Annotated in this window: 24 protein-coding genes, 1 tRNA gene and 1 pseudogene; 3 read left to right on the top strand and 23 right to left on the bottom strand. The window is 60.4% G+C overall.

What is annotated here, in order from left to right:
- Positions 1-2: 2 nt before the first annotated feature.
- The 18 genes and pseudogenes from P0M12_RS13580 to P0M12_RS13495 form a co-directional block, all read right to left on the bottom strand.
- Positions 3-716: an urease accessory protein UreF gene (locus tag P0M12_RS13580; protein ID WP_047271507.1), complete on the bottom strand. Its 714-nt coding sequence runs from the start codon at positions 714-716 to the stop codon at positions 3-5.
- On the bottom strand, positions 700-1,347 hold the full coding sequence (gene ureE, locus P0M12_RS13575) for an urease accessory protein UreE (RefSeq protein ID WP_050655600.1): 648 nt from the start codon (positions 1,345-1,347) through the stop codon (positions 700-702). Before ureE ends, P0M12_RS13580 begins: the two co-directional genes overlap by 17 nt.
- Positions 1,348-1,356: 9 nt before the next feature.
- On the bottom strand, positions 1,357-3,075 hold the full coding sequence (locus tag P0M12_RS13570) for an urease subunit alpha (RefSeq protein ID WP_003943847.1): 1,719 nt from the start codon (positions 3,073-3,075) through the stop codon (positions 1,357-1,359).
- Positions 3,076-3,110: 35 nt separating this feature from the next.
- The gene (locus P0M12_RS13565) at positions 3,111-3,548 is read right to left on the bottom strand and encodes an urease subunit beta (RefSeq protein WP_003943812.1); all 438 of its coding nucleotides are present in this window, start codon (positions 3,546-3,548) and stop codon (positions 3,111-3,113) included.
- 29 nt (positions 3,549-3,577) lie between these two features.
- Complete coding sequence (locus P0M12_RS13560) at positions 3,578-3,880, bottom strand: urease subunit gamma (RefSeq protein ID WP_007731718.1); 303 nt, start codon at positions 3,878-3,880, stop codon at positions 3,578-3,580.
- A 51-nt stretch (positions 3,881-3,931) separates the two neighbouring features.
- A complete protein-coding gene (locus P0M12_RS13555) occupies positions 3,932-5,611 on the bottom strand; it encodes an ammonium transporter (RefSeq protein ID WP_277377852.1) in 1,680 nt (559 codons plus the stop codon).
- 575 nt (positions 5,612-6,186) lie between these two features.
- A complete protein-coding gene (locus P0M12_RS13550; RefSeq protein WP_118604853.1) occupies positions 6,187-7,182 on the bottom strand; it encodes a squalene cyclase in 996 nt (331 codons plus the stop codon).
- A 92-nt stretch (positions 7,183-7,274) separates the two neighbouring features.
- Positions 7,275-7,970, bottom strand: coding sequence for an Imm52 family immunity protein (locus P0M12_RS13545; RefSeq protein WP_230793306.1), 696 nt, complete (start codon positions 7,968-7,970; stop codon positions 7,275-7,277).
- 87 nt (positions 7,971-8,057) lie between these two features.
- Positions 8,058-8,753 carry an Imm52 family immunity protein gene (locus tag P0M12_RS13540; RefSeq protein WP_325066535.1) on the bottom strand — a complete coding sequence of 232 codons (696 nt, stop codon included), beginning with the start codon at positions 8,751-8,753 and terminating at the stop codon, positions 8,058-8,060.
- Positions 8,754-9,286: 533 nt separating this feature from the next.
- A complete protein-coding gene (locus tag P0M12_RS13535) occupies positions 9,287-10,060 on the bottom strand; it encodes a hypothetical protein (RefSeq protein ID WP_223304698.1) in 774 nt (257 codons plus the stop codon).
- Between the two features lie 138 nt (positions 10,061-10,198).
- Positions 10,199-10,996, bottom strand: a complete 798-nt coding sequence (locus P0M12_RS13530) for a hypothetical protein (protein WP_230359415.1) — start codon at positions 10,994-10,996, stop codon at positions 10,199-10,201.
- A gap of 47 nt (positions 10,997-11,043) precedes the next feature.
- Positions 11,044-11,283 (bottom strand): annotated as a pseudogene (locus P0M12_RS13525) (hypothetical protein); the annotation flags it as partial.
- A gap of 331 nt (positions 11,284-11,614) precedes the next feature.
- Positions 11,615-12,292 (bottom strand): SMI1/KNR4 family protein, encoded by a 678-nt coding sequence (locus P0M12_RS13520; protein ID WP_065455076.1) that lies wholly within the window; start codon positions 12,290-12,292, stop codon positions 11,615-11,617.
- Complete coding sequence (locus P0M12_RS13515; protein WP_277377851.1) at positions 12,292-15,066, bottom strand: hypothetical protein; 2,775 nt, start codon at positions 15,064-15,066, stop codon at positions 12,292-12,294. Before P0M12_RS13515 ends, P0M12_RS13520 begins: the two co-directional genes overlap by 1 nt.
- Entirely contained in the window at positions 15,063-15,401 is a 339-nt protein-coding gene (locus P0M12_RS13510; RefSeq protein ID WP_047272170.1) for a hypothetical protein, read from the bottom strand. Before P0M12_RS13510 ends, P0M12_RS13515 begins: the two co-directional genes overlap by 4 nt.
- 62 nt (positions 15,402-15,463) lie before the next feature.
- Positions 15,464-15,856 carry a hypothetical protein gene (locus tag P0M12_RS13505; protein ID WP_029254241.1) on the bottom strand — a complete coding sequence of 131 codons (393 nt, stop codon included), beginning with the start codon at positions 15,854-15,856 and terminating at the stop codon, positions 15,464-15,466.
- A 91-nt stretch (positions 15,857-15,947) separates the two neighbouring features.
- Entirely contained in the window at positions 15,948-16,631 is a 684-nt protein-coding gene (locus tag P0M12_RS13500) for an MspA family porin (RefSeq protein ID WP_054188735.1), read from the bottom strand.
- Between the two features lie 590 nt (positions 16,632-17,221).
- Entirely contained in the window at positions 17,222-18,073 is an 852-nt protein-coding gene (locus P0M12_RS13495; protein ID WP_228402308.1) for a glycoside hydrolase family 43 protein, read from the bottom strand.
- Positions 18,074-18,323: 250 nt separating this feature from the next.
- Between P0M12_RS13495 and P0M12_RS13490 the strand changes: the two genes are divergently transcribed.
- Positions 18,324-18,818 (top strand): DUF1877 family protein, encoded by a 495-nt coding sequence (locus tag P0M12_RS13490; protein ID WP_020905815.1) that lies wholly within the window; start codon positions 18,324-18,326, stop codon positions 18,816-18,818.
- Between the two features lie 402 nt (positions 18,819-19,220).
- Positions 19,221-19,601 carry a hypothetical protein gene (locus P0M12_RS13485; RefSeq protein ID WP_020968146.1) on the top strand — a complete coding sequence of 127 codons (381 nt, stop codon included), beginning with the start codon at positions 19,221-19,223 and terminating at the stop codon, positions 19,599-19,601.
- Between the two features lie 336 nt (positions 19,602-19,937).
- Here P0M12_RS13485 and P0M12_RS13480 read toward each other — a convergent pair whose 3' ends face one another.
- The 5 genes from P0M12_RS13480 to P0M12_RS13460 all read right to left on the bottom strand — a co-directional run bounded on the left by P0M12_RS13480 (position 19,938) and on the right by P0M12_RS13460 (position 23,897).
- Positions 19,938-20,138, bottom strand: coding sequence for a hypothetical protein (locus tag P0M12_RS13480; RefSeq protein WP_003943904.1), 201 nt, complete (start codon positions 20,136-20,138; stop codon positions 19,938-19,940).
- A 492-nt stretch (positions 20,139-20,630) separates the two neighbouring features.
- On the bottom strand, positions 20,631-21,479 hold the full coding sequence (locus P0M12_RS13475; RefSeq protein WP_277377850.1) for a DUF4258 domain-containing protein: 849 nt from the start codon (positions 21,477-21,479) through the stop codon (positions 20,631-20,633).
- 485 nt (positions 21,480-21,964) lie between these two features.
- Positions 21,965-22,054: transfer RNA gene (locus P0M12_RS13470), tRNA-Ser, on the bottom strand.
- Positions 22,055-22,104: 50 nt separating this feature from the next.
- Positions 22,105-22,530, bottom strand: coding sequence for a MarR family transcriptional regulator (locus tag P0M12_RS13465; RefSeq protein ID WP_020968140.1), 426 nt, complete (start codon positions 22,528-22,530; stop codon positions 22,105-22,107).
- A gap of 128 nt (positions 22,531-22,658) precedes the next feature.
- Entirely contained in the window at positions 22,659-23,897 is a 1,239-nt protein-coding gene (locus P0M12_RS13460; protein ID WP_044480920.1) for a lactate 2-monooxygenase, read from the bottom strand.
- On the opposite strand from P0M12_RS13460, the gene P0M12_RS13455 reads away from it, so the two are divergent.
- The gene (locus tag P0M12_RS13455) at positions 23,896-24,885 is read left to right on the top strand and encodes an NAD(P)H-quinone oxidoreductase (protein WP_007731765.1); all 990 of its coding nucleotides are present in this window, start codon (positions 23,896-23,898) and stop codon (positions 24,883-24,885) included. The genes P0M12_RS13460 and P0M12_RS13455 overlap by 2 nt on opposite strands.
- Positions 24,886-24,890 lie beyond the last annotated feature (5 nt).

Here is a 24,890-nt window from a genome sequence, read left to right as displayed (position 1 = left end):
TTCTAGTTCATGAACATTCGGACGTGCGCCTTGACGTGAACCGCAGCCAGAATGTCGATCATCGGGGCGAAATTGGACATGTCGTCGAGTCCGTAGTCACGCACTGCGGCGTACTCACGGCCGGCGCTCTGATTGACCTCGAACAGAATCTCTTGCGTCGTGAGGTGATCGACTCGGACGATACGAAGGGCAGCGCCGAGCAACGTCATCGCGACACCGTACTGATTGACCGTGAAAGCGTCCTCTTCCGGAGAACCCATCTCCGCGAAAGCAATTCCGAGGCCGACGGGGTAGGTACCCGGCGTCTCCCCCGATGCGATCGCGGCCAACCACTTGTTGAACAGGGTCTCACCGGCCAAGCGCCCGCCGAGTTCGGCCAACTTCTTACCCATGCGGGTACTCATCGTGCGTGCTTCTTCGTTGAGTTTGCGTTCGATCACTGCATGATCAGCGGCGAGGATCGCCGAGAAATCACCGGCTGCCGCACCCCGGTGCGCCGCGAGTACGGCGATACCGTCGCACGTCGCGCCCTGATGGGCGGCCGAGAGCACAAACTCCCGCAGCGACGGACCACCCGTGACAATTCCCTGCGCCACGGCCGATTCCAAACCGTTGGAGAACGAGAAGGAACCGACCGGGAACATGGAATCGGAAAACTGCATCATCCGCATCGCGCGGTTGATGCTGAGCCCGGATCCCTCAGACGAGAGGGTCATGGGTATGCCCCTCGCCCTCACGCGCGGCCGCACCGAACAAACGGCGTGCCTCGTGTGGAGCGATGTAGGGAATTACCTCGGCGCCCGGGATGAAGGTGTACTCGATGCCCTCGAAAGCATGTGTCCGCATCACCGAGCCCATGACCGCCTTGTCGACCGTCAACGGAACGTAGACCTTCATTCCCTTCACCACCGCAGGCCAGTGCTGGTTACCCACGGCATGTCCCAACTCCAAGCACGTCTGAATCATCTTCTCGGGCGTCACCTCGACCAGTGCGCTCAGGTCGATCTCCAACACGTCCTTGAGGTTGATCCTCGCCACGACGACGGTGTTCGCCTGCTCGTCCCACAGCAGAATGTCGCCGTCCTGCAACTGAATACCCCGATCGAGCGAGACGGCCAATTCACGGCCACCGATCGTGGTGCGTCGTAACCGACTCTTCTGCGCTTCCCACTGATCGAGCGACAAGACGTCGACTACCGCATTGTCGAGTCGACCGGCCCACTCCTCGTCGGTCTCCTTCCCGAGCAGCGCGTCGACTCGCGTCGGCTTTCCGCTCGGCGCGGTCATCTCGCCGTGCGTGTGTGGCGTCGCATCGGCGCCGTGCGTGTGTGTGATTGTTCCCGACACTGGAGACCCCTAACTGAAGAAGTAAAGTTGGTTCAAGCGAATGGATTCGGCAGGTTCGACGTATGCGTGGACGCCGTCCGCAGTCACCGCGAAGGTCTCCGGGTCCACCTTGATTTCCGGAGTGGCCGAGTTGCGAACCAGATCACGCTTGGTGACTGTTCTGGTCCCCTCGACAGCAACAACCTGACGTTCGAGACCGAGCCGGTCCTTGATGCCGTCGTCGAGTGCCGCTCGCGAGACGAACGAGACCGAACTCTGCGGCAACGCCTTGCCGAATCCACCGAACATCGGCCGGTAGATCACCGGTTGTGGTGTCGGGAGTGACGCATTCGGATCTCCCATGGCATGCCAACTGATCAGACCGTTCTTGATGATCGTCTTCGGCTTCGCACCGAAAAATGCGGGCTCCCAGAGAACAAGATCCGCCATCTTCCCGACACCGATCGACCCGACCACATGCGAAAGACCAAACGTCAACGCGGGATTGATCGTGACCTTCGCGACGTAGCGCAACACGCGGAAGTTGTCGTGCGTCGGTGAATCCTCGGGCAGCTTTCCGCGGGACCGCTTCATGCAGTCCGCTGTTTGGATCGCGCGTAGCCAGTTTTCTCCAACCCGGCCCATCGCCTGTGAGTCACTCGAGAACATCGAGATGACGCCCATGTCCTGCAGTACGTTCTCGGCACCGATCGTCTCGGCGCGAACGCGGGACTCGGCAAACGAAACATCCGAGGGCACTTTGGGATTGAGGTTGTGACAGACCATGATCATGTCGAAGAGCTCGGCCTGAGTGTTGATGCCGTACGGCAACGTCGGATTGGTCGACGCCGGAAGTACGTTGTCCTCGCCCGTCACTCGCAGGATGTCGGGTGCGTGACCGCCGCCCGCACCCTCGCTGTGATAGGTGTGAATCGTACGGCCTTCGAAGGCCGCGATGGTGTCCTCGACGTATCCGGCCTCGTTGAGGGTATCCGTGTGAATGGCGACCTGAACGTCCATTTCGTCTGCCACCCGCAGAGACTCACGAATTGTGGCCGGTGTCGCGCCCCAGTCCTCGTGGACCTTCAGACCGGCCGCACCGGCCTTGATCTGTTCGACCAGCGACTGATGCCCGGACGAGTTCCCCTTGCCCAACATGCAGACGTTGACCGGCAAACCCTCGTTGGCCTTGAGCATCATCTCCATGTTCCAGATACCGGAAGTGATGGTGGTGCCGTTGGTTCCGTCGGTCGGGCCGATACCACCACCGATCAGCGTCGTCACTCCCCCACTGAGTGCGTGGTACGCCTGCTGTGGTGACACGAGGTGAACGTGTGGATCGATGCCGGCGGCAGTGAGGATCATCTGCTCACCGGAAATCGCGTCGGTCGCCGGACCGGTGGTCAGCCCCGGGGTGACACCTTCCATCGTGCTGGAGTTTCCCGCCTTGCCCCAGCCGACGATCTTGCCGTCCTTGATTCCCACGTCTGCCTTGACGACGCCGATGGTTGCATCGACGATGACCACGTTGGTGATCACGAGGTCGAGGGCACCGTCGATGCTGCATGACTCCGGATCCTGGCCCATGCCGTCGCGCAGCGTCTTGCCGCCGCCGTAGATCGACTCGTCGCCGATCGTTCGAAGATCTTCCTCGACCTCGATGTACAGGTCGGTATTGCCCAGTCTGATCTGGTCACCCGTGGTGACCCCGAACAGACCCGAATACTCTTGTCTCGAAATGCTTGTCATGGGTGTTGCTCTCCTTCGTCCGCCGTGAACGAGAATCAGTCGGTTTGAGGTTCGGACAGAAAGCCGAGTTCTTCGGCACGCTGGACGGCTCCGGGAAGCCGAGGCCGGTAGGCGGCGTGGGTCGGCGCCCAACCGTCGACAAGTCCGTTGAAGCCTTGCACTCGTTGCTTGCCGCCGAACGGCACCAACGTCACTTCCTTCTCGTCGCCCGGCTCGAACCTGACCGCCGTGCCCGCGGGAATGTCGAGGCGCCAGCCGAAGGACTGTTCACGATCGAAGGACAACGCGCGATTGACTTCCATGAAGTGGTAGTGCGAACCCACCTGGATGGGACGGTCACCGGTGTTTCGGACTCGCAACTTCAAACGTGGACGGCCCTCGTTGAGTTCGATCGGCTCGTCCCGCAACACGTATCCGCCGACCGGCACTTTCTTCTCGCCGCCGGAATCCTTCTTCGTCGATTTGCTTGCCATCTTGGAGTGCTCCTGACATCTCGGTCGGGCTACTGGATCGGAGAGTGCACGGTGACGAGCCGGCTACCGTCGAGGAACACCGCCTCGACCTGCACACGTGGAATCATCTCCGCGACACCGTCCATCACGTCGTCGACCGTCAAGGCGTGCGATGCGTCGGCCATGACCTCCTCGAGAGTCTTGCCCTCCCGAGCTCCCTCCAGGGCGGCTGCAGTGATAACTGCGACGGACTCCGGGTGATTGAGTTTGAGCCCCTTTGCCTTTCGCCTCAGTGCGACATCCGCCAACATGAGGATTGTCAGCTTGTCGAGTTCTCGCGGTGTCAGATGCATTCTGAACGCTCCTTGTCGATCATGCGGTAACTCCCTGTCGTCGAATACATGTCAGCTCCCCTGTTCCGTCGCTTCGGTGAGAGGTTCGGCCGCTTGCTGGACGAAACCGCTCCTCCTGCCGCCCGAGTACTCGTTGATCGCGTCCAGAACCGCCTGTGCATGTTCCGAGGCGACCAGCACCTCGACACGCAACCGCTCGGTGAACACGACGTCGTTGCGTTGTCCGCGGAACTTGAGCGAGGCCGAGTCACTCGCGGAGACATGCGCTTCCGATACGACTATCGACTCCGCTCCGGCGGCCAGCAGCGCCTCCCGTAGCTTCTCGGACTCGATGGTCTGCAATACCGCGGTGATGAGTTCGTGCTTCGGGGCGCCGAGGTTCGGAACAAGTTTTGCCCCCTCGACCAGGACCCCCGAGTCGAACCCGCTGGTCTGCGGCGCACCACCTGCGTCGACGAATGCGGCGTTGTAGCGGTATGCGTCCATGCCTTGCTGACGACGGTCGATGTCCACCTGGTCTTTCGGGGCCAGCTTGAGACCGATGGTCTTCTCGATGCCCGTGGCGATCAGCCAGGTCATCACGAACGAGAAAGCGATGACGACGATCAACGCCAGCGCCTGCTCGCCGAGTAGTCCTGCCCCGCCGCCGAAGAAGAGTCCGTCGCGGCCGATCGAATTGATGGCTTTTTCGCCGAACAAACCGAGAAGGAGTGAACCGAGGATGCCGCCGATGAAGTGGACCGCGATGACGTCGAGCGCGTCGTCGAACTTGAAGATCGACTTGAGCGCGAGCGCGAAGTGGCAGACCAGTCCGGCAAGCGCGCCGATCGCCAACGCGGAGAAGGTGCTGACGAAGCCGGCGCAAGGGGTGACGGTCGCGAGACCGGCTACCGCGCCGGTGATTCCGCCGATCGCCGTGGCCTTGCCCTCGGTGTACCTTTCGATGACGAGCCAGACGACCATACCGCCCGCTGCGGCGATGTGAGTGTTCATCAAGGCCTGTGCCGCAACACCATCGGCAGCCAATCCGTCGCCCGCGTTGAATCCGAACCAGCCGAACCACAGGATGCCTGCGCCGATCAACGCCAGAGGCACCGAGTGCGGGACTGCCTCGGCGTTGGGCCATCCCGGACGTTTACCTACCACCAGCAAGATTGCCAGGGCGGCGGCGCCGGCGGATGCGTGGACGACAATTCCGCCGGCCCAGTCCTGAGCTCCGCGGAGCGCCAACCAGCCTTCGGGATTGAAGAGCCAGTGCGCAATCGGGGGGTAGACGATGATCGACCACAGCACGAGCAGAACGGCCCAGCCCAAGGGCTTGAGCCGGTTTGCGGTCGCACCGGTGATCAGCGCAGGCGTGATGATCGCGAACATCATCTGATAGACCACGAACGCCAGAGTCGGTACCGCGACTGCACCTTCGATCAGGTGGAAGCCCGGGGCGGCGGCAGTGTGTATGTCCTGCAAGCCGAACAATTTGAGGTCACCGAGGAAGCCGGAACCCCAGTCTCCACTGAACGCGAAGCTGTATCCGAACACGACCCAGGTAATCGAGACGAGTCCGAGTGGGACGAGGTTCTGCTGCAACATGACGAGCGCACTGCTACCACGCACCAGACCGGCGTAGAAGAAGGCGAGTCCGGGAACCATGAAGAGAACCAGACCCGCGGAGATCAGCACCCACGCCGTGTCCCCACTGTCTATCACTGCTTCGGCTAACACCATTTCCATCGACATCGACGACCTCCGAGCATTATTCGGACCTGAACAAAGTCATTGGTTAGAGCAGCAATTCGCGATGTTCCGGTTCGCTGCGACAGTTACGCTACGCCCCATAGTTGCACCTTCTCAGCAAAATCGGGGGAACATCCGGTTTTCACGTTTAGTAGAGCATTGTTCTGGGAAAAGATGGGACTTTGCCTAAACATTGCGGACGCTCCACAACCTACAATTGCGGGACTAATTCTCGCCGAAAGTGGTTTAAATCTTGCAAAATGGGGAACGTAGCCGCAGGTGAGCGCCACTTTCGGAGCAGAAATGCCGTTTCCAGCTCGGGACTTAGCTCCCTAACCAAGACAGCTGCGAGCGCCTTATTTGATTACCAACGTCGGTGACCCGCCTATCCGATCGGGTAGGTAATTTCACCGAACATCTTCTCACCTGTTCAGATGGTTAACCTTCACCGCACTGAGGGCAATCCTGTCGTTAATATGTTCTTCATCCGTACTGGATATTTCGACCGGAAAGTCGAAGATCACCTTTCGATAACCTTTAAAGGTGAAATAATTTTCGCTGTAACTATTTTGTTATGCAGAACCTAGAGGGGAGGATTGATCCCACCAGGCGAGCACTCGGATGCCGGACAAAGTCAGCCACTTCGACGGCTCCCCCGCCTTTGTGTCGACCTCGAACCACACCCGCCCCGGTTGGCGACCGGCCTGGAGCCACGTCCCATCCGAGGCTCGAGCGGCCCGGATCATCTCGATCGAGTCCGCCATTCGCGGATCAGGCTCATTTCCATACGACAACGACGCTTCACGGAAGTAGTCGGCCGCATTGAGCACGTTGTAACGCCACCGGAATGGATACGCGAACCGTCCGACCCAGGGCCCCAGCGGTTCGCCGGTCGAGAGTCGCCGGAACAGACCGCGCCGCAGTAAGAATTCCTCACCGGATCGCCGAGCCGCGCGCGTCTCATCTGTTCCCCCGGTCGCGATCTCGTACGCGAGAAGCCCTTTGAGTGAATTGAGCGTCGAATGGAACGACGATCGGGTCGAACCTTCGATCCACTCACAGTTCCACCCACCATCCGGAAGTTGATGCCGCACAAACCAATCAGCCAGTTCATCAACGGGCATGCCGAGCCAAACACCGTTTGCCACCGTCCAGGCGTTGATGCAGCAATCGACCTCACCGTCCCAGTACGGCCGGCCCTCGTACTCCCAGCGACAGTTCTCCGCGAGCAGTTCTGCAGTACGACGCTCCCGCAGAACACTGGCGTCGAGGCCCCACTCACGCAAGGAGTTGAGCGTCCAAGTAGTTGCCGTCCAGGGTTGCGAACCTTCTTCTGCTGCTTCGGGTCCCACGAAGTCGAATTCTGCCGGGAAGAACGCCCCACCCGCCCATTGGCCGTCTCGATCCTGCAATGAAAGCAGGCGTGCACCAAATCCTTTGGTAGCGATCGACGCGCGCGTCGCCGCCCACACAGTGGGCGCTTCGTTCAGCAGGTCGCGCTCCACCTGCCACCGAATCGCCGGATCCGAATCGAGGAGCCACGCGAGCAAGTCGGCTCGGGGTGCCATCTGGCAATACTATCGAAAGGCGAAGCAGGCCATCCGGTTAACACATTTCTCGACGTCTGATGCAATGGTGAACTCCGGACCCGTTGCGTGGCCTACACCGGATAACCCAACGCCGCCCGCACCGCCACGATGTCGGCGGCAGCGACCTCCATTGGCTTGTCCCCCAACCGAACCAACGTGCCAATGGGCAGTTCCTCCACCACCGCAGATTGGGGGAGTTTGCTGCGATCGAACGTAACTCCTGAATGGAAGTATGTTTCCCATCCCACCTCCACCTCACCTTTCGACCGATTCTGAAGGTGCCGGTAGTCGCCGATGCTCCACCGAGCCCGATCCGGATCCCAATGCTTGACGATCACTCTCACGATCGCGTCTCCGATATCCGGGTCGAGCAACCGCCGGGTACTGTCGGTGAGCTGCTTCTCCGTCGGCAACGACACCCGGACACTGTTGGGAGCACTGGTTTCCAGCCCGCCGACCCAGGCACCGACCCGGCGCGCGGTCCCGTCCTCGGGCGACAAGTCGATGTCGTAACCCGGTCCCGGGGTGTCCGAATACCCCATCTCCTTCGAGCGGGAATACTCGAAGATTCGCACCAACCCGTCCACACTGAGATCTGCTGGCACCTTGTCGAACTCGGCAGTCGAGACCCACGGCAACGCCAACCCCGGGTCGACCGCTTCCAGATCATCGAGGAAAGCCCGCATCGTCTGCGCCACCTCCTGACTCGACTGCACCCGCGTGCCCCAATATCCGGCTACCGTCGGCCGCCGCCCGAACATGCTCATCGCCCCGTCCTTTCCGACCAATGCGCAATCGTCTCCAATTCAACTACGTGTCGCGACGTGAGCAGCGCTCGGCGGTCACGCGGCATCTTAGACCGGGTAACCCAGTGCTTCCCGCACGGCCAGGATGTCGTCGAAGTTGACGTCTAACGGTTTCTCGCCCAACCGAATCAGCGTTCCGTTGGGGAGTTCCTCCAGTACGGCGACGACGGGCAGTTTGCTGTGATCGAGATCGATCCCGGACTGGATGTATGTCTCCCACCCGACTTCGATTTCGCTGACCTCATTTCCCTGCGCATTGCGGTACTCCCGCGTCCCCCACCGCGCAGACTCCGGCGACCAATGCTCGATGATCGCTTTCATGATCGCGTCCCCGACGCCTGCGGTTAGCAACCGCGACGCCTCCCCGATTGCTTGTTTCTCCGGAGGGAGGGTGACGTTGACGAGATTCGGAACCCTCGGAACATTCCGGCCGAGAGAGAATTGGATTCTCAAGAACTGATATCTGTCCGGGTGCAACAAACTCACGATGTAGCCGAGGTCGAAGGCCGCAACGGATTGCCCTTCGACATCCTTCGCTGCCCGGAAGATTTTCGCTAGGCCTTCCACGCTTAGATCGGTCGACTCGGAGGCAGTCTCGGGCGAAAACACCCAAGCTTGTCCAAGTGCTGGATCAATGTTCCGCAGACTATGAAGAAACGAGAACACCTCCGCTGCAATGTCTTCTACCGGTTGCGTCCGAGGGCCCCAATACCCGATCACTGTCGCGCCACGATCCGAATTCATCGACCTTTCCTTTCCAGCCACTCTGCGATCGTCATAGTCGTTCTCGGCAAATCATTGTCATTGAACAGTTGTGGTCCGGGTTGCTGCGGAGCGCCGGGAGCATCCGGATTCACCGGCACCTGACCGACATCAGGCAGAGTCGGCACACTCGGTTCCTCGGCACGACCTGGCGAGGGAGCCTCCGGGGTGGAGTTCTCGGGTCTCGGGTTCGACCCCGGATCGCCAATCTCACCGGGCGAGAATGATTCCCACTCGCCACGATCGGGAACGCCGGGAAAGTGGGTTGCGAGGGTTCCGGAATCGCGGGATCCGGGCGTGCAGGTTTCATTCACGGACGGAACAGAGGGTTGATCATGCTCGGCATGTTGAACTGTGCCGTCGATGGCGGGTATGCCGCGCGGTGGCACTCCACCCGGAGCGTCGATCAGCTGGTGCGTAGCCGGATCGGGGTCGCGGCGCGGTAATTGCGGGCAGGCTGGTCGGTCCGCGCCATCCCTACCTGCAGGCAGCCCCGAGTGCGCCCAACGTAGGGCTCACAGCCGTCTGAAACCTTTGGGTAGAGGAATCTCCGGTCGTTCGGTCGGCAGTCCTGCTGCTGCGCGGATGCTTCGGATGTCCTCGACGGTTAACGGCGTGGACAGATTCTTCTGGATGACGATTGTGCCGTCCTGGTAGGGAAACGCCTCCACGCTGGGCGGGAGCTGCGTTTCCTTGATCGGCAACTCAGGACCGAAGTAGGTGCAACTGCCCACGATCGCGTCACCCGGTACGTTGAACTGAGGCGATGATTCGGTTCGGCGGTAGAGCACGGTGACACGCGAGTCCCAGATGTCGGCTAGTCCCTGTACGAGCTTCAATGCCAGCGAAATCAGTGATTCGTCGGCAAAGGCACATGCGAATGCGCCGGACCCTGAGGTGCCCCCGAAACTGACAACGACTTTGACGTCTCCAGCGGGTGAATACAGGGTCATATGTCGTCCCAATGAGAGGGGATACATACCGCCGGTGGCATCGGGGGATCGTCTGCGCTCGATCAATGCGGCTTCGATCGATTTTTCCGTCGGAGGTACAAGGATCTGACGGAGATTCGACGCCAAGGCCTGCTCGACTCCGGCGCCGTCGGGGAGTGCATCGCCTACTGTTTGGTACAAGTCGACGTCGAAGACAGGATCGATGTCGCGAAGCAATCGTAGCGAACGTGCAACGAGCGCGGCCGTGACGGCCTCGCTTTCAGGCGAACCCTTTCGTGGAATGACCTTCACTGTCAAGCCCGCCGTAGGATTGCGGCGCAGTGATGACGTAGGCACTTTCACTCCCCTCCAAATACGATGATGTTGATGTTCTCCATCCCGATGACCTCGTCGAACGCATCCTCCATTATCTGAGCAGCTTGTTCTTAAGAACACCATCACCTGCGGACGTGAGCTTGGCCGTAACTTCTGGTGTCACAGCCGACGCGAGCCTTTCGGTAGGCGAACCTCCGGTCGTTCGGCCGGCAGGCCGACTGCTGCGCGGATGCTTCGGATATCGTCGGCAACCAACGGGGCGCGTGGATCACGCTGGATGACGATCGTTCCTTTCTTGTACGGAAAAGCTTCGACAGTGGGTGGGATCTGCGTTTCGTTGATCGGCATCTCAGGGCCGAAGTAGGTGCAACTGCCCACCGTTGCGTCGCCGGGCACGTTGTACTGAGGTGTGAGTTCCGCATCCCGGTAGAGCACGGCTGTGTGAGCGTCCCAGATATCGGCCATGCCCTGGACGAGTTTCAATGACAGTGAGATCAGAGATTCATCGGCGAAGCCCCCTGGGTACGGCCAGATGAACGTGCAAAGTAAGGAACCTGCTCCCGCCGTACCCCCGAATCCGATGAGAATTTCGATGTTTCCGTTGTCGATGAACAACCTGAGTTGATGCCCGAAGGAGAGTGGGTAAATCCCGCCTGCGGCATCAGGAGACTTTCTGCTCTCGATCATTGCGGCCTCGAGGGAGTTCTCTGCCTGAAGCGTGAGGATCCGTCCACCATTCGATGCAAGCGCCTGCTCGACCGTAACGCCGTCGGGAAGGCCATTCCTCACGGAGCGATACATGTCGACGTCAAAGACTGGGTCAAGCTCTCGAAGGAACTGCTGCGACCGCGCTGCCAGCACTGCGGTGACCGATTCGGCTTCCGGCGGCCCCTTTCGCGCCATGACTTTCAAGGTCAATCCGGACGCCGGATCGCGACGTAAAGATGAAGCAGACAACGTCACTCCTGCTCGAAGACGATCGACCAATTGGACAGGCTCTGGCGCTACACCGGGTAACCCAACGCCGCCCGCACCGCCACGATGTCGGCGGCAGCGACCTCCATTGGCTTGTCCCCCAACCGAATCAACGTGCCAGTGGGCAGCTCCTCTACCACCGCAGATTGGGGGAGTTTGCTGCGATCGAACGTAACTCCTGAATGGAAGTATGTTTCCCATCCCACCTCCACCTCACCTTTCGACCGATTCTGAAGGTGCAGGTAGTCGCCGATGCTCCACCGAGCCCGAACTGCCCACGATCGCGTCGCCGGGTACCTTGCGCTGAGGCGATGATTCGGTCCGGTGGTAGAGCACGGTGACGCGAGAGTCCCAGATATCGGCCAGCCCCTGTACGACCCTGAACGCCAGCGCAATCAGCCATTCGTCGGCAATGGTGCAGGAAAACGAGTCGATGCGTGAGGTACCCCCCGAAACCGATCATGACCTCGAGATCCCTTTTGGTCAGACAAATTGATCATCTGCTCTTGGGAGACTGGATCCCAGGCACGTGCCACGTGGGGCAAGACCGCACACAAATTTCTTAGACTGTCTCCAGTCTGGATATCCAAGGCGCAGGCTCTAGGCACCGAGTCCGACGTTGGTCCAGATATCAAGGTAAGTGGAGTAATCGACCAATTCAGGGGGTTCCGTCGATGACCACACAACACCCCTTGTCGATTCCTCACCAAAGTACAAGCAAAGATAACCGCCGCCGCCCGATCTGAATGTCGCGATGCAACGAGCCGGATCTGGGTACTCTTCAGGGGACAGCCCGTCCAGAATAGACCATTCAAAGCTGTCAATTCGAAACATATCTTCAAGAGGCAGTGGCCCGACAGTCTTACCGGCAATATAGTACCAACCGTTGTGCAAATTTGAATAGAAATTCTTTAGACTGGGGGGAAATTTATTCCAATACCCTGGAAGTTCATCACCATCCACTACCGGTGGCGTACCCAAATAGTAGAGATCGGTCCCGTCTGCCATTTTAATTTTATATAGAAGAAAAAACCTATTTTCAGACCTGAGCAGCCGAACATCAGATAGATTCTCTTTAATGTTTCTGTAAGTGTCGCCCAATATCGGTCGCCCAAATACATCCCATTGGTCCAATATCCCCGAAATTCGAGCTGCAAGGTCACCATTTAGCGCATCCAACCAATAATTCGGAAGCGCCGTACGTTCAAGTGGTGTCAAGTCGTCAATCTCCACAAGCACGGGCGAGTCGATATACCGCGAAATCTTGACCAGATCCACTACTGAACTCCATTCAATATACTAGATATCATTTGACGAATTTCCTCAGTAAGATGAGTTTCGATTTCGATCATAGCATCCCGGAATTCAGGGGAAACCGGGATTCCGCCCTTCACATAGCCCCACCAGTCTGCCCAACTCTTGGCGCCCTTTGACGTATTCGCAGTCGGGCTCAAACCCAGGAAGTTATCGACGTAGTTCAATACTTGAATTTGCTGCTCGAAGGTCAACTGCGTAAAGCCAGGCATGTCGAATATGACCCTCATCGGTACGGTGTGATCCGCCTCGAGGACGTCGGGCAATGTGAGCCCGGGAAGAACCGGGTCCGGTCCGCCACCTTCGTGATCGAGGTTAACTATGTCGCGGATCACATTTGTCGGCGTTTTTCGACGCAGCGACGCATACAATTGAGCTAAGTCAGCGGCCGTCAGCGGGTTGCCTTCGGAATCCAAGCGAGAATCCTCGGGTGCAGCCTCACCCGAATCAGATGACTGCTGCGGAGGTGATTCTGGACTTGTCTCGGCACCATCGGTGAGTGAATCTACGACTTCTTGCACCGCGTGAATGAAGTTCGACGCTAGTACCCGCTCGACGGATGAACGTTCGGTGGGATCTGGGCGGACCGTCGGATCGGCGATCGTGCTCGGGTCGGGATCAAAGGGGTCGAACTCCGGGGGTCCGGGCTGGGTCGGCGCACCGGGAGTCTCGGGATCGACCGGAATGTGGCCTGGGTTGACCGGATCGACGGCCGGTTGCTCGCCAGGTTCGGGAGCCGAAGGTTGTTCGGGGTCAACTAATCCAGGTGCGGTGGTGCCGGGGTCTACTGGTGGTTCGAAACCCGGATCCGACGGTGTTGCCGGATCGCCTGAATCCGGCTCGCTGGAGGGATCTTGCGGCTGGGTCGGATCGTGATCACCAGGCAGACGCGGTACAGGCCGCGGCGTGGGCCTCCGAGGCGGCGGCTTCGCGGCAGGTCCGGCCGGCCCGGGCTGGGCGTGGCCGGGAGTGTCCTGCTCATGCGCTGGGGGCAGCTTCACGAACGGAGAAAGGACAGTGCGAAGAAGTGCCTGATCCTGCGGAGAAAGCAGGGCCATAGCCTTCACGAGCACTTCGGCGAGATCTACTCCGGCCTCGAGCGCCCATTCCTCGAGGCTTTCCATGCGGCCGAACAGTTCCGAATCCCCCAGACCCACACCTGCAAGGATTTGCGCGAACAAAGCTGCGATTCCAGCGGTGAGCATGAGCCCGGCTTCGGCTGCACTGAAGATGCCGCCGATGATCGGAATTCCTGCCAATTCTGCTTGGGGTGTGTCGGTTTCGTTCGGTGTAGCGGGCGCTGGGTCGATGGATGGGGATGTCCCGGCACCTGGTCCGTCCCCGCCGATGTCTCCGCTGATGTCCTCGGCCGGCGACCGCTGCGGGATCTGCTCCGGCACTTGCGCCGGAGCCTGCTCAGGGACTTGTGGTTCGGGCTCGACCGCGGGTGGGACCGGTGGTTGAGTGGGTATCGGTTTCTGGACTGGTGGATTGGGGGCCTTGTGGCCTTCGACCTGCGGTGTCTCGTTCCAATGTGGACCGTCATCTGAGCGGGTGCCGTCGTCCTCACCGGAGATCTTGGTCGGGCGCGCCGGTGCAGGCGATTTCTTGCCGCTCTGTGTGCGATCCTGCGGGTCCGCCAAAATCGGATACAGCACGTTCTCGATACCCGTGGTGTCGACGACCTGGACGAGTTGCCCGTCCCGGATCTCATAGTGCGTCGGAATGGGTGTGCCGTTGGCGTCGTAGGCCCACGGGGCATCGATTGTCGAGACCGGGTTTCCGTCGGCGTCGAAGACCGTGACCGTGCCGTCTTGGTTGACGCTCATGTGACCGCCGGGCGGCACCGCCACCGGAATCACGGATTCGTGCGACGACGTTTCGTCGTGGATCAGGAAGAAGAACCGGCTTCCGCCGGTGATCGGATCGAACACCCGCAACGAGGACTGTCCGCCAGGTGCGTACGCAGTCAACGGCGACGCGGCAGTCCCGACCGCCTGGGAGAGTACTGATTCGGGCGTGCGGGGGCTGAAAGGTCCCGGCCGCCCGCGCACTCCGATACCCGCGGCGGTGAACGCCGCAGCGCCGATCAGGGTGAGTTCGAGATACCGGTCACGGCCCGAGTCCTCCCCGGCGGTGGAAACATCTGCTGCCGGGACCGGAACCGTTTGAGCCGGTGCGATATTCGAATCCGAATCCGCGGGGATCGGTCCGGGACCACGATCGGTGGTGGTTCCCTCACCCGGGGTGGGTGTGGGTGAGGGAACCGCTGATGCCGATGCATTGGGGAATGCACCGACACCAGTTTCCGAGGCCGGGGACTCGGAAGCAATGGGCGGAACCTCGATCGTCGGCACAGGGACGATGGGGGTGCCGTTGTAGGTGGGAAAGTTCGTCGGACCATTGGCCCCGACATTCGGGCCACCGCCTGGAGCCTGTGCACCGGGGAGCCCGACGGTGGTCGTCGGCGCAGCTGTCGCCGTCGTGGACGGCGCGCTCAGGCACGGGTTGATGATCTCTGGCGGGATGGGTGCGCCAGGTGGCAGTGAGGCGATGAGATTCAGGTAGATCTGATGATCACGTGCCCGCACCGCCGCGCAGTCTTCTTCCGGCGTCGCGTTCGCCGGAGCGGCGGAGAGTGCAATTTCCGCACCGATCGCTCCGGCCGCTCCGGTCAACAGCGCCCCAGCGGCAAGCACTCCCGCGAGAGTCCGGCGAAGTCGTCTACCGGACTTCACCGGTGCGCACCACGATTGTCACTCTTCTTCGTTCGGAGTAGCGCGATGAGTTTGTCTGCGCCCCACCAGAACAACCGTCCGGAGATCGACATCCACAAGAAGAACGCCAGGTAAACCAGGACCGTCCCGTAGTCGTTCGCCCAGCCGGCAAGCTTCCCGATCACCGCGAATGCCGCGATCAGCAACCCCAGTCCGACTGCCGTAGCGATCACAGCCTTGGAGAGTGGACTGAGTTCACTCTCCGGATCCCAGTCATCAACGTCTGCAACGTCTTTGCTATCGACGGCAGCGGGTTCCGGTTGGACACTGCGACGTTCGGCGTTGTTGACGGTCATGGCTGGAACTCCAAACAGGATGGGAGAGCGGGGACAACGAGTCGCCGGTACTGGGCGTGTTATCAGTTCCAGTACTGCTCCGTCAGCACTATGTGCCCCTCACTGGCGGGGTGATTCGGGTCGGAGACAAAGACATTGGCATGCCCACCACGCGCGGCTGCTTCACCGAGCACAGCTCCTTCGAGGGCGTCGACCTTGCCATCGGTAACAGTTATCGCGGAACCAGGCGCCAACCAGACCCCCCTCAGCGAACCTGGAACGATGTTCGCAATCGCATCAGGAATCGGGCTCGCCGCCAGCGCCGCCGTTTCGGCATTCGAAAGTGAAAGTCCGATCCGGCCATGTTCCGGTTGCACGATCGGAGTTGCAGCAGATGCCACGCCGGCGCCGAGAACACCGATCAGGGCGATACCTGCGGTGAGGGTTCCGGCAGTGGCCAAGGTACGAATCTTCATGATTTCTCCTTTGTGAGCGTGATGAGTAACCACCCCGGGACGGGACGGATCAGGAATTACTCGCCAGCAGCGCCGGCGAAGTCTGCGAGGGTCAGAGCCAGGTGGGATCGGAGTACACGAACAACGTGTTGTCGGACGTCGCCGTCGACACCGAGAGTTGTGCGTACGAGCGGATCGTCACCGGCCCCATGCACGCATCAACCTTCACGTGCACGTTCTCCGCGGTGATCGACGCCTTCGACGACTCGAGATCCTTCTTCCCCAACGGAATCGTCGTGATCGTGCCCGGCGCAATCGTCGACTGAATACTCGGATTCACCGACGCATTCACACCCACGTTCGCCGACGGGACACCCGAAATACTCACACCGACAGACGGACCGAGCGAAAAGCCAAGCCCCAAGCCAAGTCCGGAGGAAACATCGATCTGGCAGCCGATCTGCAATCCCTGCTCGACATAACCGGTCTTCACTGCCGAATCACCCTGACCGCCGATCGTGCCGGTCACCTTCGCCGACACGAACCCCTCACGGGTGAACGCCGTCGTCGCCAGATTCGGCACCGGGTTCGCCGACAGTTTCGTGGCGGCAAGATCCAACGACCAGCCGTCATCGGTGACCGTGCTCGCAAATTTGTCCACCAACGCCGTCGGCGTTGCCGATGCGCTCCCTGCGAAGACCACACCAGACGACAGCGCGGCAACCGCACACGCCGCGAGCCCCACTGCGGCCCTCGATCGACGATGGGATATGCCGTTTTGCGATTCGATCGACATGAACTGCTCCTCCACGTGACACAGCAACCAGAGCGGTAGCCGACAACTAACTGAATTAGTTACCGGACGGTACCAATCGTCCTGTTTGCCCGCCAGTGCGCCATCTCCCCCATCTTGGATTTAGGGTGAACTTTCGGTAACAGATATATATCGACAGGCTTATCAGCAGCGAAAAGGACCTAGGTCCCACTATGAGCAAGGTCACCGTTTACGGACGAGAAGACCCCTCAGAAACAGTGCGGCAAATCGGATTCGACCCGCATCCCGCGGGCCTCAGAGCAGCTGAAGGCAGAAAGTGCGGGCATCAAGCCAGTGTGCGTACTTGAATATGAAACTAACAGGCATTACCTGGCAATCAATCGTGAAGTACGGCGCCCAAGCGGGGCCTGGGAGCGCAACGCTGCACAGCTCCCGCGGAGATACTCACTTCATGGTCGGCGCGAAATCGTCGGACCCACGGGCATCGCATCGTTAGCTTGTCAATCACTGATAGGCGCAGACGACGCACACAAGTAGTACGCAAGTACGAGAAAAGGCTCTGACCAAGACCGGAGTCCTTGATCAGAGCCCTACCAACTCAGGGTCGAATGTTATGCCGGTTCTCTCATGATGCCGAGATGCCGTGCAGTCCCGGACACCCCAGGAACCTCTTGCACAGGAGACCAGGTGTTCAGCCCGTCCGTGCTGTCGGAGTAGAGATACTTTCCTTCGGTATAGGCGTCGAGATAGATCCGCCAGTCGCCGCTCGGCAACTGAACCACGGCCGGACCTTCGACAAGCGAACCCCAATTCCCGGGCGGGACAAACGAATAAGGTCCCGTCACCGAAGGAGCGACCGCATGCTCGACGACCTTCCTCGTCTCGTTCTTGGTGAACGCATGATAGGTCGATCCGACTTTGACCACGGTGGTGTCGATGTGGTCCGCACCGATCCCGGCGAGCGGAACAGGCGGGCTCCACAACCGGAGCGACGGTTCCAACGCCGTCATCAGATACGGCACAAATCCTCCACCGGTCGACATCGACAGGATGACGTTGACGCGATCGCCGTCCACAAACCATTCAGGCGCCCAGGCCTTGGTGACGAATGGTGACAGCGACGGTCCGTCGCTGAATCCGGCCGAACCCGAGAAGCCCGGGGGGCTCGCAGAACCGGTGCCATCTCCCGTGCCAGGCATCAAGGCGCAGCAAAACGGAACCGGATAGTTCCCCAGCGGCGTCCAGTTGATGCGGTCGCTGCTGCGTGCGAACCCGATGTTCGCCCCACCACCCGTCGTGTAGGTGAGGTAGTACACCCCGTCCGTGTTCCGGAAGATGCTCGGATCACGCACGAGCCCAGACGGCGGCCTGTACGCCGACTGCTGGACGAGCTGAAAGCCGGTGCCGTCAGCCGACTCGTAGACATCCATGTCGCGGTCGCTGGCATTGCTGAACGCCACCATTGTGTATTTCCAGTCAGGCGGCGGCGCGGCGCTGCTGGCAGGGGCTGCGACCAGCAACCCCGCGACGACGAGGATCACCAGCGATACAACAGAAAGGCCGGTCCGTTTTGTCGGAATCACCGATGAAGTATGTATGACAGCAGGCCCACCATGGGTAACTTCGGTCGGAGGCAGAGCAGGATCGTTACCTAAGGCGATTCGTCTTGTAGTGACGGCGGGACGGCGGCAGGTCGGCCGTTAGCATCACGCCATGGAACTTGGGGTACATTTCGCGCTGTCAGACAGCGTGGCAGCGGAACTTCTGGACGCGCGCGGCGACGACGACAAACTCGGCGCTCTGGTCGAGGACATCGAGGAGACGGGCCGATCCGAGTTCTCGTGCGACACGGACAAGGCGTGGGATCCGATCCTGTGCGCCCTCTCCAGCACGGGGTACGAGCGCGTGTCCGAGAACTGGCCGGCCTACGGCGTGATCCTGGGGGACGAAGACCTCAACACCGACACCGACGACCAACTCGTCACCTACCTGGCACCCGATCGGGTCGCCGAAGTCTCCTCGTACCTGGCGGAAATCACCGAATCCGAGTTCGGCGTGCGCTACGACGCAATGCCACTCGACGACCGCAACCCGGAGTACGGCTCCGACGAGCGCGGGTACGCCTGGGGCTGGCTTCAGGAAGTGGCGGACTTTTTCCAGCGCGCGGCCCGAGAGCGTCGCCACGTGGTATTCACCGTGCGGTTCTGACAGTCGAGAGCCCACTGCCGAAGCAGCGCGCCCTCGAAGAATGAAAGACCGCTTGACAGTGGCGCTCAACTGCGGAGGACCCTCTGCGCGGGTTCTTGCTCTGACAATTCCTGTGCCGCAGCGTTTCTGGGTGACCGAGTGCGTGTCCTTCTCGCAGCCAGACTGACCAGTAACGGAAACGTAACGACGGCCCGGGCGCTTCTCTGGCATTCACGATCTTGACCAGCAATTTCACTGAAACAGTTTATTCTTCAACGGATTTCCAGTAGTGAGCTGCATCTCAAACCAACCCAATGGATTGCTCATTGTTTGCAACATGTCGTTGACTGTTACCGGAAGAATCAGACAAAGTGGCCCGTGGAGGCGCCAACTCGAGTGGGCCACCGACGAGGGAGAAGCCGAATGACGCACCTACGCAGGATGATTACCGCGGCCGCATTGATACCTGCCGGTATCGCAGCCATCGCACTCAGTGGCGCGGGCGCAGCATCAGCTGTTACTCCGATCGCCGACAACGGGCGCATCGGCGTGCAGCTGAACCAGGGTGAGACGGCATTGTTCGGCCAGCTCAATGCCGGCGCTGCGATCGAAAGCATCACTAACTCCACCCAGATCGGCGTGCGCCTCGCACCAGGATCGCGCTTCGAGAGCGGCCCCAACGTCGTCTGGGGACGTCTCGACCAGTTCGCCAACGAAGCAGCCTCCCGTGGTGGAGAAATTTCTCTCGGCGTACTCAACCCGGCGAGGGGTTCACAGCAGTTCTTCTTCATTCAGAACTGGTAATACCCTCCGCCGTCGAATTGATGCTTCGCTCTTCCTGTGGCGGGGCGGAGCATTTTTCGTTTCCCGTGGCCACGTTCGTCGCCGAGTGTTGAACAGGCGACGTTATCCCGGACGACTTTTGCGAGGACTGCAAACGGGCACCGATGCGTGCGGGAATTCCCTGTGCCACTGCGTAATAACGCATCCACAACCGACCCCCGAGGCGAACGAATGAGGTGGACTCGGCGCACCTCTGTTATTGAAAATGAAAATCATTTTGACGGAGGCAAGTGGATGGCATTCAAACTTAACTGTCCAGACGAGACGGATGCTCGAAAAGTGGGATGAGCTGCAGACTTAGGCGGCGTTGCCGTGCCGGTCGCTCTGCTCCATTACGTCCAGTTCGTCTGAGACGACGTCACGAGCGCTTTCGAATACTGAAAGTAACTTCTTCTGTTCCGAAGACAAGGTGACACGCCAGGCAGGCATACGGACGCCTGCGCTGCTGTACAGGTAGTCGGTTTTACCTGGAATCATCAGGATGTGGTCGTGTTCCACTGGGATGCGGTAGGCGAGGTAGTCGTGATCGGTGATCAGGGCAAATGAATGGCCACCCTCGAAGGCGAAGACGTCTGAACCGTCAGCCTGCGAATCCTAATCTGCTCCCACATCACAATAAGCAACTGCTGGCCAGTGTCACTTGACATGACACTGGTCGCGCAAGTGAGTCAAAGCCTGCCTTGATTAGTCGCCCCTGGACCGAGAAAAGAGACTACGGAAGCAAGTCCAAGAATTCTTGAATAACTTCTCGCACCTCCGACTCATTTTTGCTCGAATTCGAAGGATCATCCTGGTTAATTGCATTCATTATTTCAATTTGACCCCAGGCCCCCCTCAGGGTTTCGGAATCTGATGCACGCTCCGATTCGCGTTCTCTGACGTACCTCTCGAATATTTCAACTAGCGCATGCAAGGATATTTTTCCGTCACAATAATCGCGATTAACCTGCTCAGCTTCCAGGCGGTAAATTGATTGATCCGTCATGTTTTTCACTTTCCCGATAAATTGCCAAATGAGGTGGTCACAACTCTGCCCGTTTCATTGATGATAACTGATAGGTTGTTTATCGAATCATAGATCACGGTCGTGTTTCCTCTGCTCGGGGTCGCCACCCCTTCACGAATGGCCTGTTCAACCAGGGATGGGAGTATGCCGCGCTCTTGCATTCGGTCGAACGCATGCCCCGTATATTCACGACCGTTGACTATTCCAGGACGATTGGTTCCGGGCTTTACATTTATTTCGCGATCTCCGCGCCCACCCACAGGCGTCGAGGCCGGTCTGTCTCCGACGGGAATAGTCGGATCGCTAGGGGCTCTATTCCCGGCCTCACCGGCGGTGGCGGCTGCCCTGCGACCTGCGGCTTCGGCGTCTGCGGCGGTTCCGCCGCGCCGCAGAACAGCCTCCACCGCTTCTTGCACGGCAGCTCCGCCGACTCTGCCTCCTGTGCCTACGATCGGAATGAGGGAGACGATATTTGCTGCTGCGGCAGCGATCTCAGCCGGAGAATGCTCGGGTGAAGGTTGTGCTCGTTGGCCGCGATTGAAGCCGAACGGATCGACGGCGGCATCGTGCACCGGGACTACGAGGAAGTTTCGCCACGCATCTCCGAGCGTTCCGACGCTATCGACTGTTGTGTCGACGGCACTTTCCCCGACACCCCACGCGGTGTCCCATACTTTTTGCGGGAACGATCGGTCGTCGGGCGCGTTCGGATCTGGCGGGATCGGCACATTGCCGGTGAAACCGGCAGGCACGTCCCCGTGCGCTTCGGCAAGCTGGTTCGCAGCTTGTTGACGTGGACTGACAGTGGGTTTGGGGCCCGGACTGGTCACCAAACTTGGACCATCCGCCCATTGGTGACAGTCGAGCAAACGTGCAAACAAGGCACGATCCGGAGCATTTCAGCAGATTGAATGCAACGTGGTCTCTGGCGATATGGCCACGCAAACTTATTGAACGGTCAACAGTTAATTGGTGGCGCGCAGCTCATCCGGACACCAAGCGCAAGGAGGCCGCGTAAACCACGAGCCCATCTAGCCAAGGAGGGAATCGAATTGACCACCAGCCGCACGATGCGATCACCTGGAACTCTCGTCGCCGAGCGCCGCAATGGCTGATCGTTCACCACAGCACAACGAGAACCGGCAGATTGCCGCAACATCGGACGTAGCACCGAAGTGGCGAAGCCATTGCTTCACCCGGCGACCCCAGGGCGGCAAAGATTGCTACACATCCGACTCCTCGACGCTCCTGCGCTTCGTAGGGCACGAAAAAACCCAGCCCACGCTTTCGCGCGGGCTGGGTTTGAACAACGAACATTTGGCGGAAGCGGAGGGATTTGAACCCCCGGTGGGTTTAACGCCACGCTCGCTTTCAAGGCGAGTGCATTCGGCCGCTCTGCCACGCTTCCGTGGGCGATCCTATCGGGTGTTCCCACGGACCGCGAAAACGGCTCCGGAGTCAGCGCTCGCCGATGGCTTTGTCGACCTTCTCGAAGACGTCTGCCAGCACGTCCAGTTCCTGGGGAGTCAGCAGATCGACCAGATTGTTCCGCACGCCGGCCACGTGAGTAGGTGCCGCCTCGGCGAGGCGACGCCTACCCTCTTCCGTGATCCGCGCGAGCACGCCGCGCCCGTCTTCGACGCAGGTGTCGCGCACGACGATGCCCTGAGATTCCATCCGCCTGATCTGGTGCGTCAGGCGGCTCCGCGAAGACAGCACGCCGTCTGCCAGGTCACTCATCCGCAACGACCCGTCAGCTGACTCCGAGAGCATGACCAAAATGCGGTAATCGGCCAACGACAGGTCGTGTGAATCCTGCAGTTCGCGGTTGAGAACCTCCATGAGGCGCTGATTACCGTCCATGTAGCCGCGCCATGCACGCATCTCGCATGGCGTCAGCCACGGTGTCTCACCGTGCGCCGCCTGCGATGTCTCCTCGGTTGTCGCTTCAGCTGTCACAGGTTCCAAGTTTAGACCTGTGTCCGCCCGTCACAGTAAGACTCACCCTAAAGTCACGAATTGGACATCAGGATCGAACGGTCGATTTCGGCGACCGATGCCAGCCCCGCCAGTCCCATGGTGAGATCCAGGTCGGCCAAGAGACTCCGGAGCGCATGACGCACTCCGTCCGCTCCGGCCAATCCCAACCCGTACACCCACGGCCGCCCGTACAGCACTGCGTCGGCACCCAAGGCCAGAGCCTTGATTACGTCTGCGCCACAACGAATTCCGGAGTCCATCAGGATGTCCACCTCATGCCCCACCGCATCAGCGACGGGACCGAGAGCGTCGAGTGCCGAAATCGACCCGTCGACCTGACGCCCACCATGGTTGCTCACCACAATGCCGTTGGCGCCGGCCGCGACGGCCTCACGTGCGTCGTCGGGATGGACAATTCCCTTCACTGCGATCGGAAGTGTCGTCCACTGGCGAAGTTTCGCGATATCCGCGATCCGCACCGCATGGTTACCGAACAACGACACCCACGTGAGAACCGCGATCTGCAGCGCTTCTGCGCTCTCCTCGGGCGGCGTCGCCAGTTTGGCGCGGAACACCGGATCCGACAGATAGTTGGCAATACCCTTCGCCTGCAGGAACGGAAGGTGGCCGAGCTCGAGATCCCTTGGACGCCAACCCATACCGGGAGTGTCGGCAGTCAGGACGATAGCCTTCGCGCCCGCCGTCTCCGCTCGGCGGACAAACGACTCCGCAAGTTCGTCGTCGGCCGGCCAGTACAGCTGGTACCACCAGTTCTCGCCGGAGGCCGCCGCTACGTCTTCGATGGTCGAGGATGCCGCCGTCGAGAGAATCGATCCGATCCCCAACTCGGCAGTGACCGAACCGACCGCAACCTCGGCGTCGTCGTGGACCAAGCCGAGCACGCCCACCGGAGCCGTCAGGATCGGTGCAGCCAACCGCGTCCCCAACACCTCGACGCTCAGATCACGCGCGTCGGGCGCCGCAGTCCCCCGCAACATCCGCGGCACGATCGCATGCTTGTCGAACGCCCGCAGATTCGACACCGCGGTTCGTTCGGTCGACGCGCTACCGGCGATGTACCCGAAGGCCTCCGGTGAGAGTTGCTCGCGCGCGGCATCTTCCAAGCCTGCCGCAGTCATCGGCAAAGCCGGCTTCGCGCCGCTCAGTCCCGTCAGATAAATCTCGTTCTGCATGTTCCCGAAGTAAGTCACGTCCGCGACGGTAGCGGCAAAACACCCGTCAGCGGGGAGATTCGCTAGCGTCGTATCCATGTACGCCATAACGATCGATCAGCCCGGCGGTCCCGAGGTCATGAAATGGGCGCAGCAGCCCGATCCTGAACTACCTCGCGGGCACGTACTCGTCGAGGTCGCCGCGACCGCAGTCAACCGCGCCGACCTGCTCCAACGTCAAGGCTTCTACCCGCCGCCGCCCGGCGCGAGTGACATTCTCGGCCTCGAATGCTCGGGTGTGATCACCGAACTCGGCGAAGACGTCACCGGCTGGTCCGTCGGCGACGAAGTCTGCGCACTGCTGGCCGGCGGTGGCTACGCCGAGAAGGTTGCGGTCCCGGCAACACAACTTCTCCCCGTTCCCGCTGGCGTCGATCTCCGTGTCGCAGCGTCCCTGCCGGAAGTTGCGTGCACGGTGTGGTCCAACGTCGTAATGCGCGGAGGTCTACGACGCGGACAGGTCCTCCTCGTCCATGGCGGTGGCGGCGGAATCGGCACCCACGCCATCCAGGTCGGCAAAGCCCTCGGCGCCCGCGTCGCAGTTACCGCGGGTTCGGAGGACAAATTGAACCGCTGCCGCGAATTGGGCGCGGATATTCTCATCAACTATCGCGACAGCGACTTCGTAGCATCACTCGCCGAAGCCACCGACAACCACGGCGCCGACGTGGTTCTGGACAACATGGGAGCGTCGTACCTCGGGCGCAACGTCGACGCACTCGCCATGGACGGCCACGTCGTGATCATCGGAATGCAGGGTGGCCGCAAGGGCGAAGTCGACATCGCCAAGCTGATGGGAAAGCGCGGAAACATCACGTCGACGGGCCTGCGTGGGCGTCCGCTCACCGGCCCCGGCGGTAAAGCGGACATCGTCGCCGACGTCCGCGCGAAGTTGTGGCCGTTGATCGCAGACGGATCGGTTCAACCGATCGTGTCGACCGAACTTCCGATCACCGAGGCGCCATTAGCCCATCAGTTGCTGGATTCGCCGGAAACCGTAGGCAAGGTCATCCTCACCGTGAAGTGAGCCGA

Origin of the sequence: Rhodococcus sp. RCBS9 (assembly GCF_029457415.1) — a bacterium.
In the GTDB taxonomy this organism is placed as follows: Bacteria; Actinomycetota; Actinomycetes; order Mycobacteriales; family Mycobacteriaceae; genus Rhodococcus_F; species Rhodococcus_F qingshengii.
This window is presented reverse-complemented; position numbering and strand designations above follow the sequence as displayed.

Bases quoted from the DNA above. Each gene is read 5' to 3' on its own strand.
- P0M12_RS13490 (WP_020905815.1), top strand. From the start codon at position 18,324: ATGGAACTTGGGGTACATTTCGCGCTGTCAGACAGCGTGGCAGCGGAA.
- P0M12_RS13565 (WP_003943812.1), bottom strand. From the start codon at position 3,548: ATGGCAAGCAAATCGACGAAGAAGGATTCCGGCGGCGAGAAGAAAGTG.
- P0M12_RS13555 (WP_277377852.1), bottom strand. From the start codon at position 5,611: ATGGAAATGGTGTTAGCCGAAGCAGTGATAGACAGTGGGGACACGGCG.
- P0M12_RS13495 (WP_228402308.1), bottom strand. From the start codon at position 18,073: ATGGTGGCGTTCAGCAATGCCAGCGACCGCGACATGGATGTCTACGAG.
- P0M12_RS13580 (WP_047271507.1), bottom strand. From the start codon at position 716: ATGACCCTCTCGTCTGAGGGATCCGGGCTCAGCATCAACCGCGCGATG.
- P0M12_RS13505 (WP_029254241.1), bottom strand. From the start codon at position 15,856: ATGAAGATTCGTACCTTGGCCACTGCCGGAACCCTCACCGCAGGTATC.
- P0M12_RS13570 (WP_003943847.1), bottom strand. From the start codon at position 3,075: ATGACAAGCATTTCGAGACAAGAGTATTCGGGTCTGTTCGGGGTCACC.
- P0M12_RS13455 (WP_007731765.1), top strand. From the start codon at position 23,896: ATGTACGCCATAACGATCGATCAGCCCGGCGGTCCCGAGGTCATGAAA.
- P0M12_RS13500 (WP_054188735.1), bottom strand. From the start codon at position 16,631: ATGTCGATCGAATCGCAAAACGGCATATCCCATCGTCGATCGAGGGCC.
- P0M12_RS13510 (WP_047272170.1), bottom strand. From the start codon at position 15,401: ATGACCGTCAACAACGCCGAACGTCGCAGTGTCCAACCGGAACCCGCT.
- P0M12_RS13545 (WP_230793306.1), bottom strand. From the start codon at position 7,970: ATGAGCATGTTCGGGCGGCGGCCGACGGTAGCCGGATATTGGGGCACG.
- P0M12_RS13465 (WP_020968140.1), bottom strand. From the start codon at position 22,530: ATGCGTGCATGGCGCGGCTACATGGACGGTAATCAGCGCCTCATGGAG.
- P0M12_RS13560 (WP_007731718.1), bottom strand. From the start codon at position 3,880: ATGCATCTGACACCGCGAGAACTCGACAAGCTGACAATCCTCATGTTG.
- P0M12_RS13550 (WP_118604853.1), bottom strand. From the start codon at position 7,182: ATGGCACCCCGAGCCGACTTGCTCGCGTGGCTCCTCGATTCGGATCCG.
- P0M12_RS13460 (WP_044480920.1), bottom strand. From the start codon at position 23,897: ATGGATACGACGCTAGCGAATCTCCCCGCTGACGGGTGTTTTGCCGCT.
- P0M12_RS13485 (WP_020968146.1), top strand. From the start codon at position 19,221: ATGACGCACCTACGCAGGATGATTACCGCGGCCGCATTGATACCTGCC.
- P0M12_RS13540 (WP_325066535.1), bottom strand. From the start codon at position 8,753: ATGAATTCGGATCGTGGCGCGACAGTGATCGGGTATTGGGGCCCTCGG.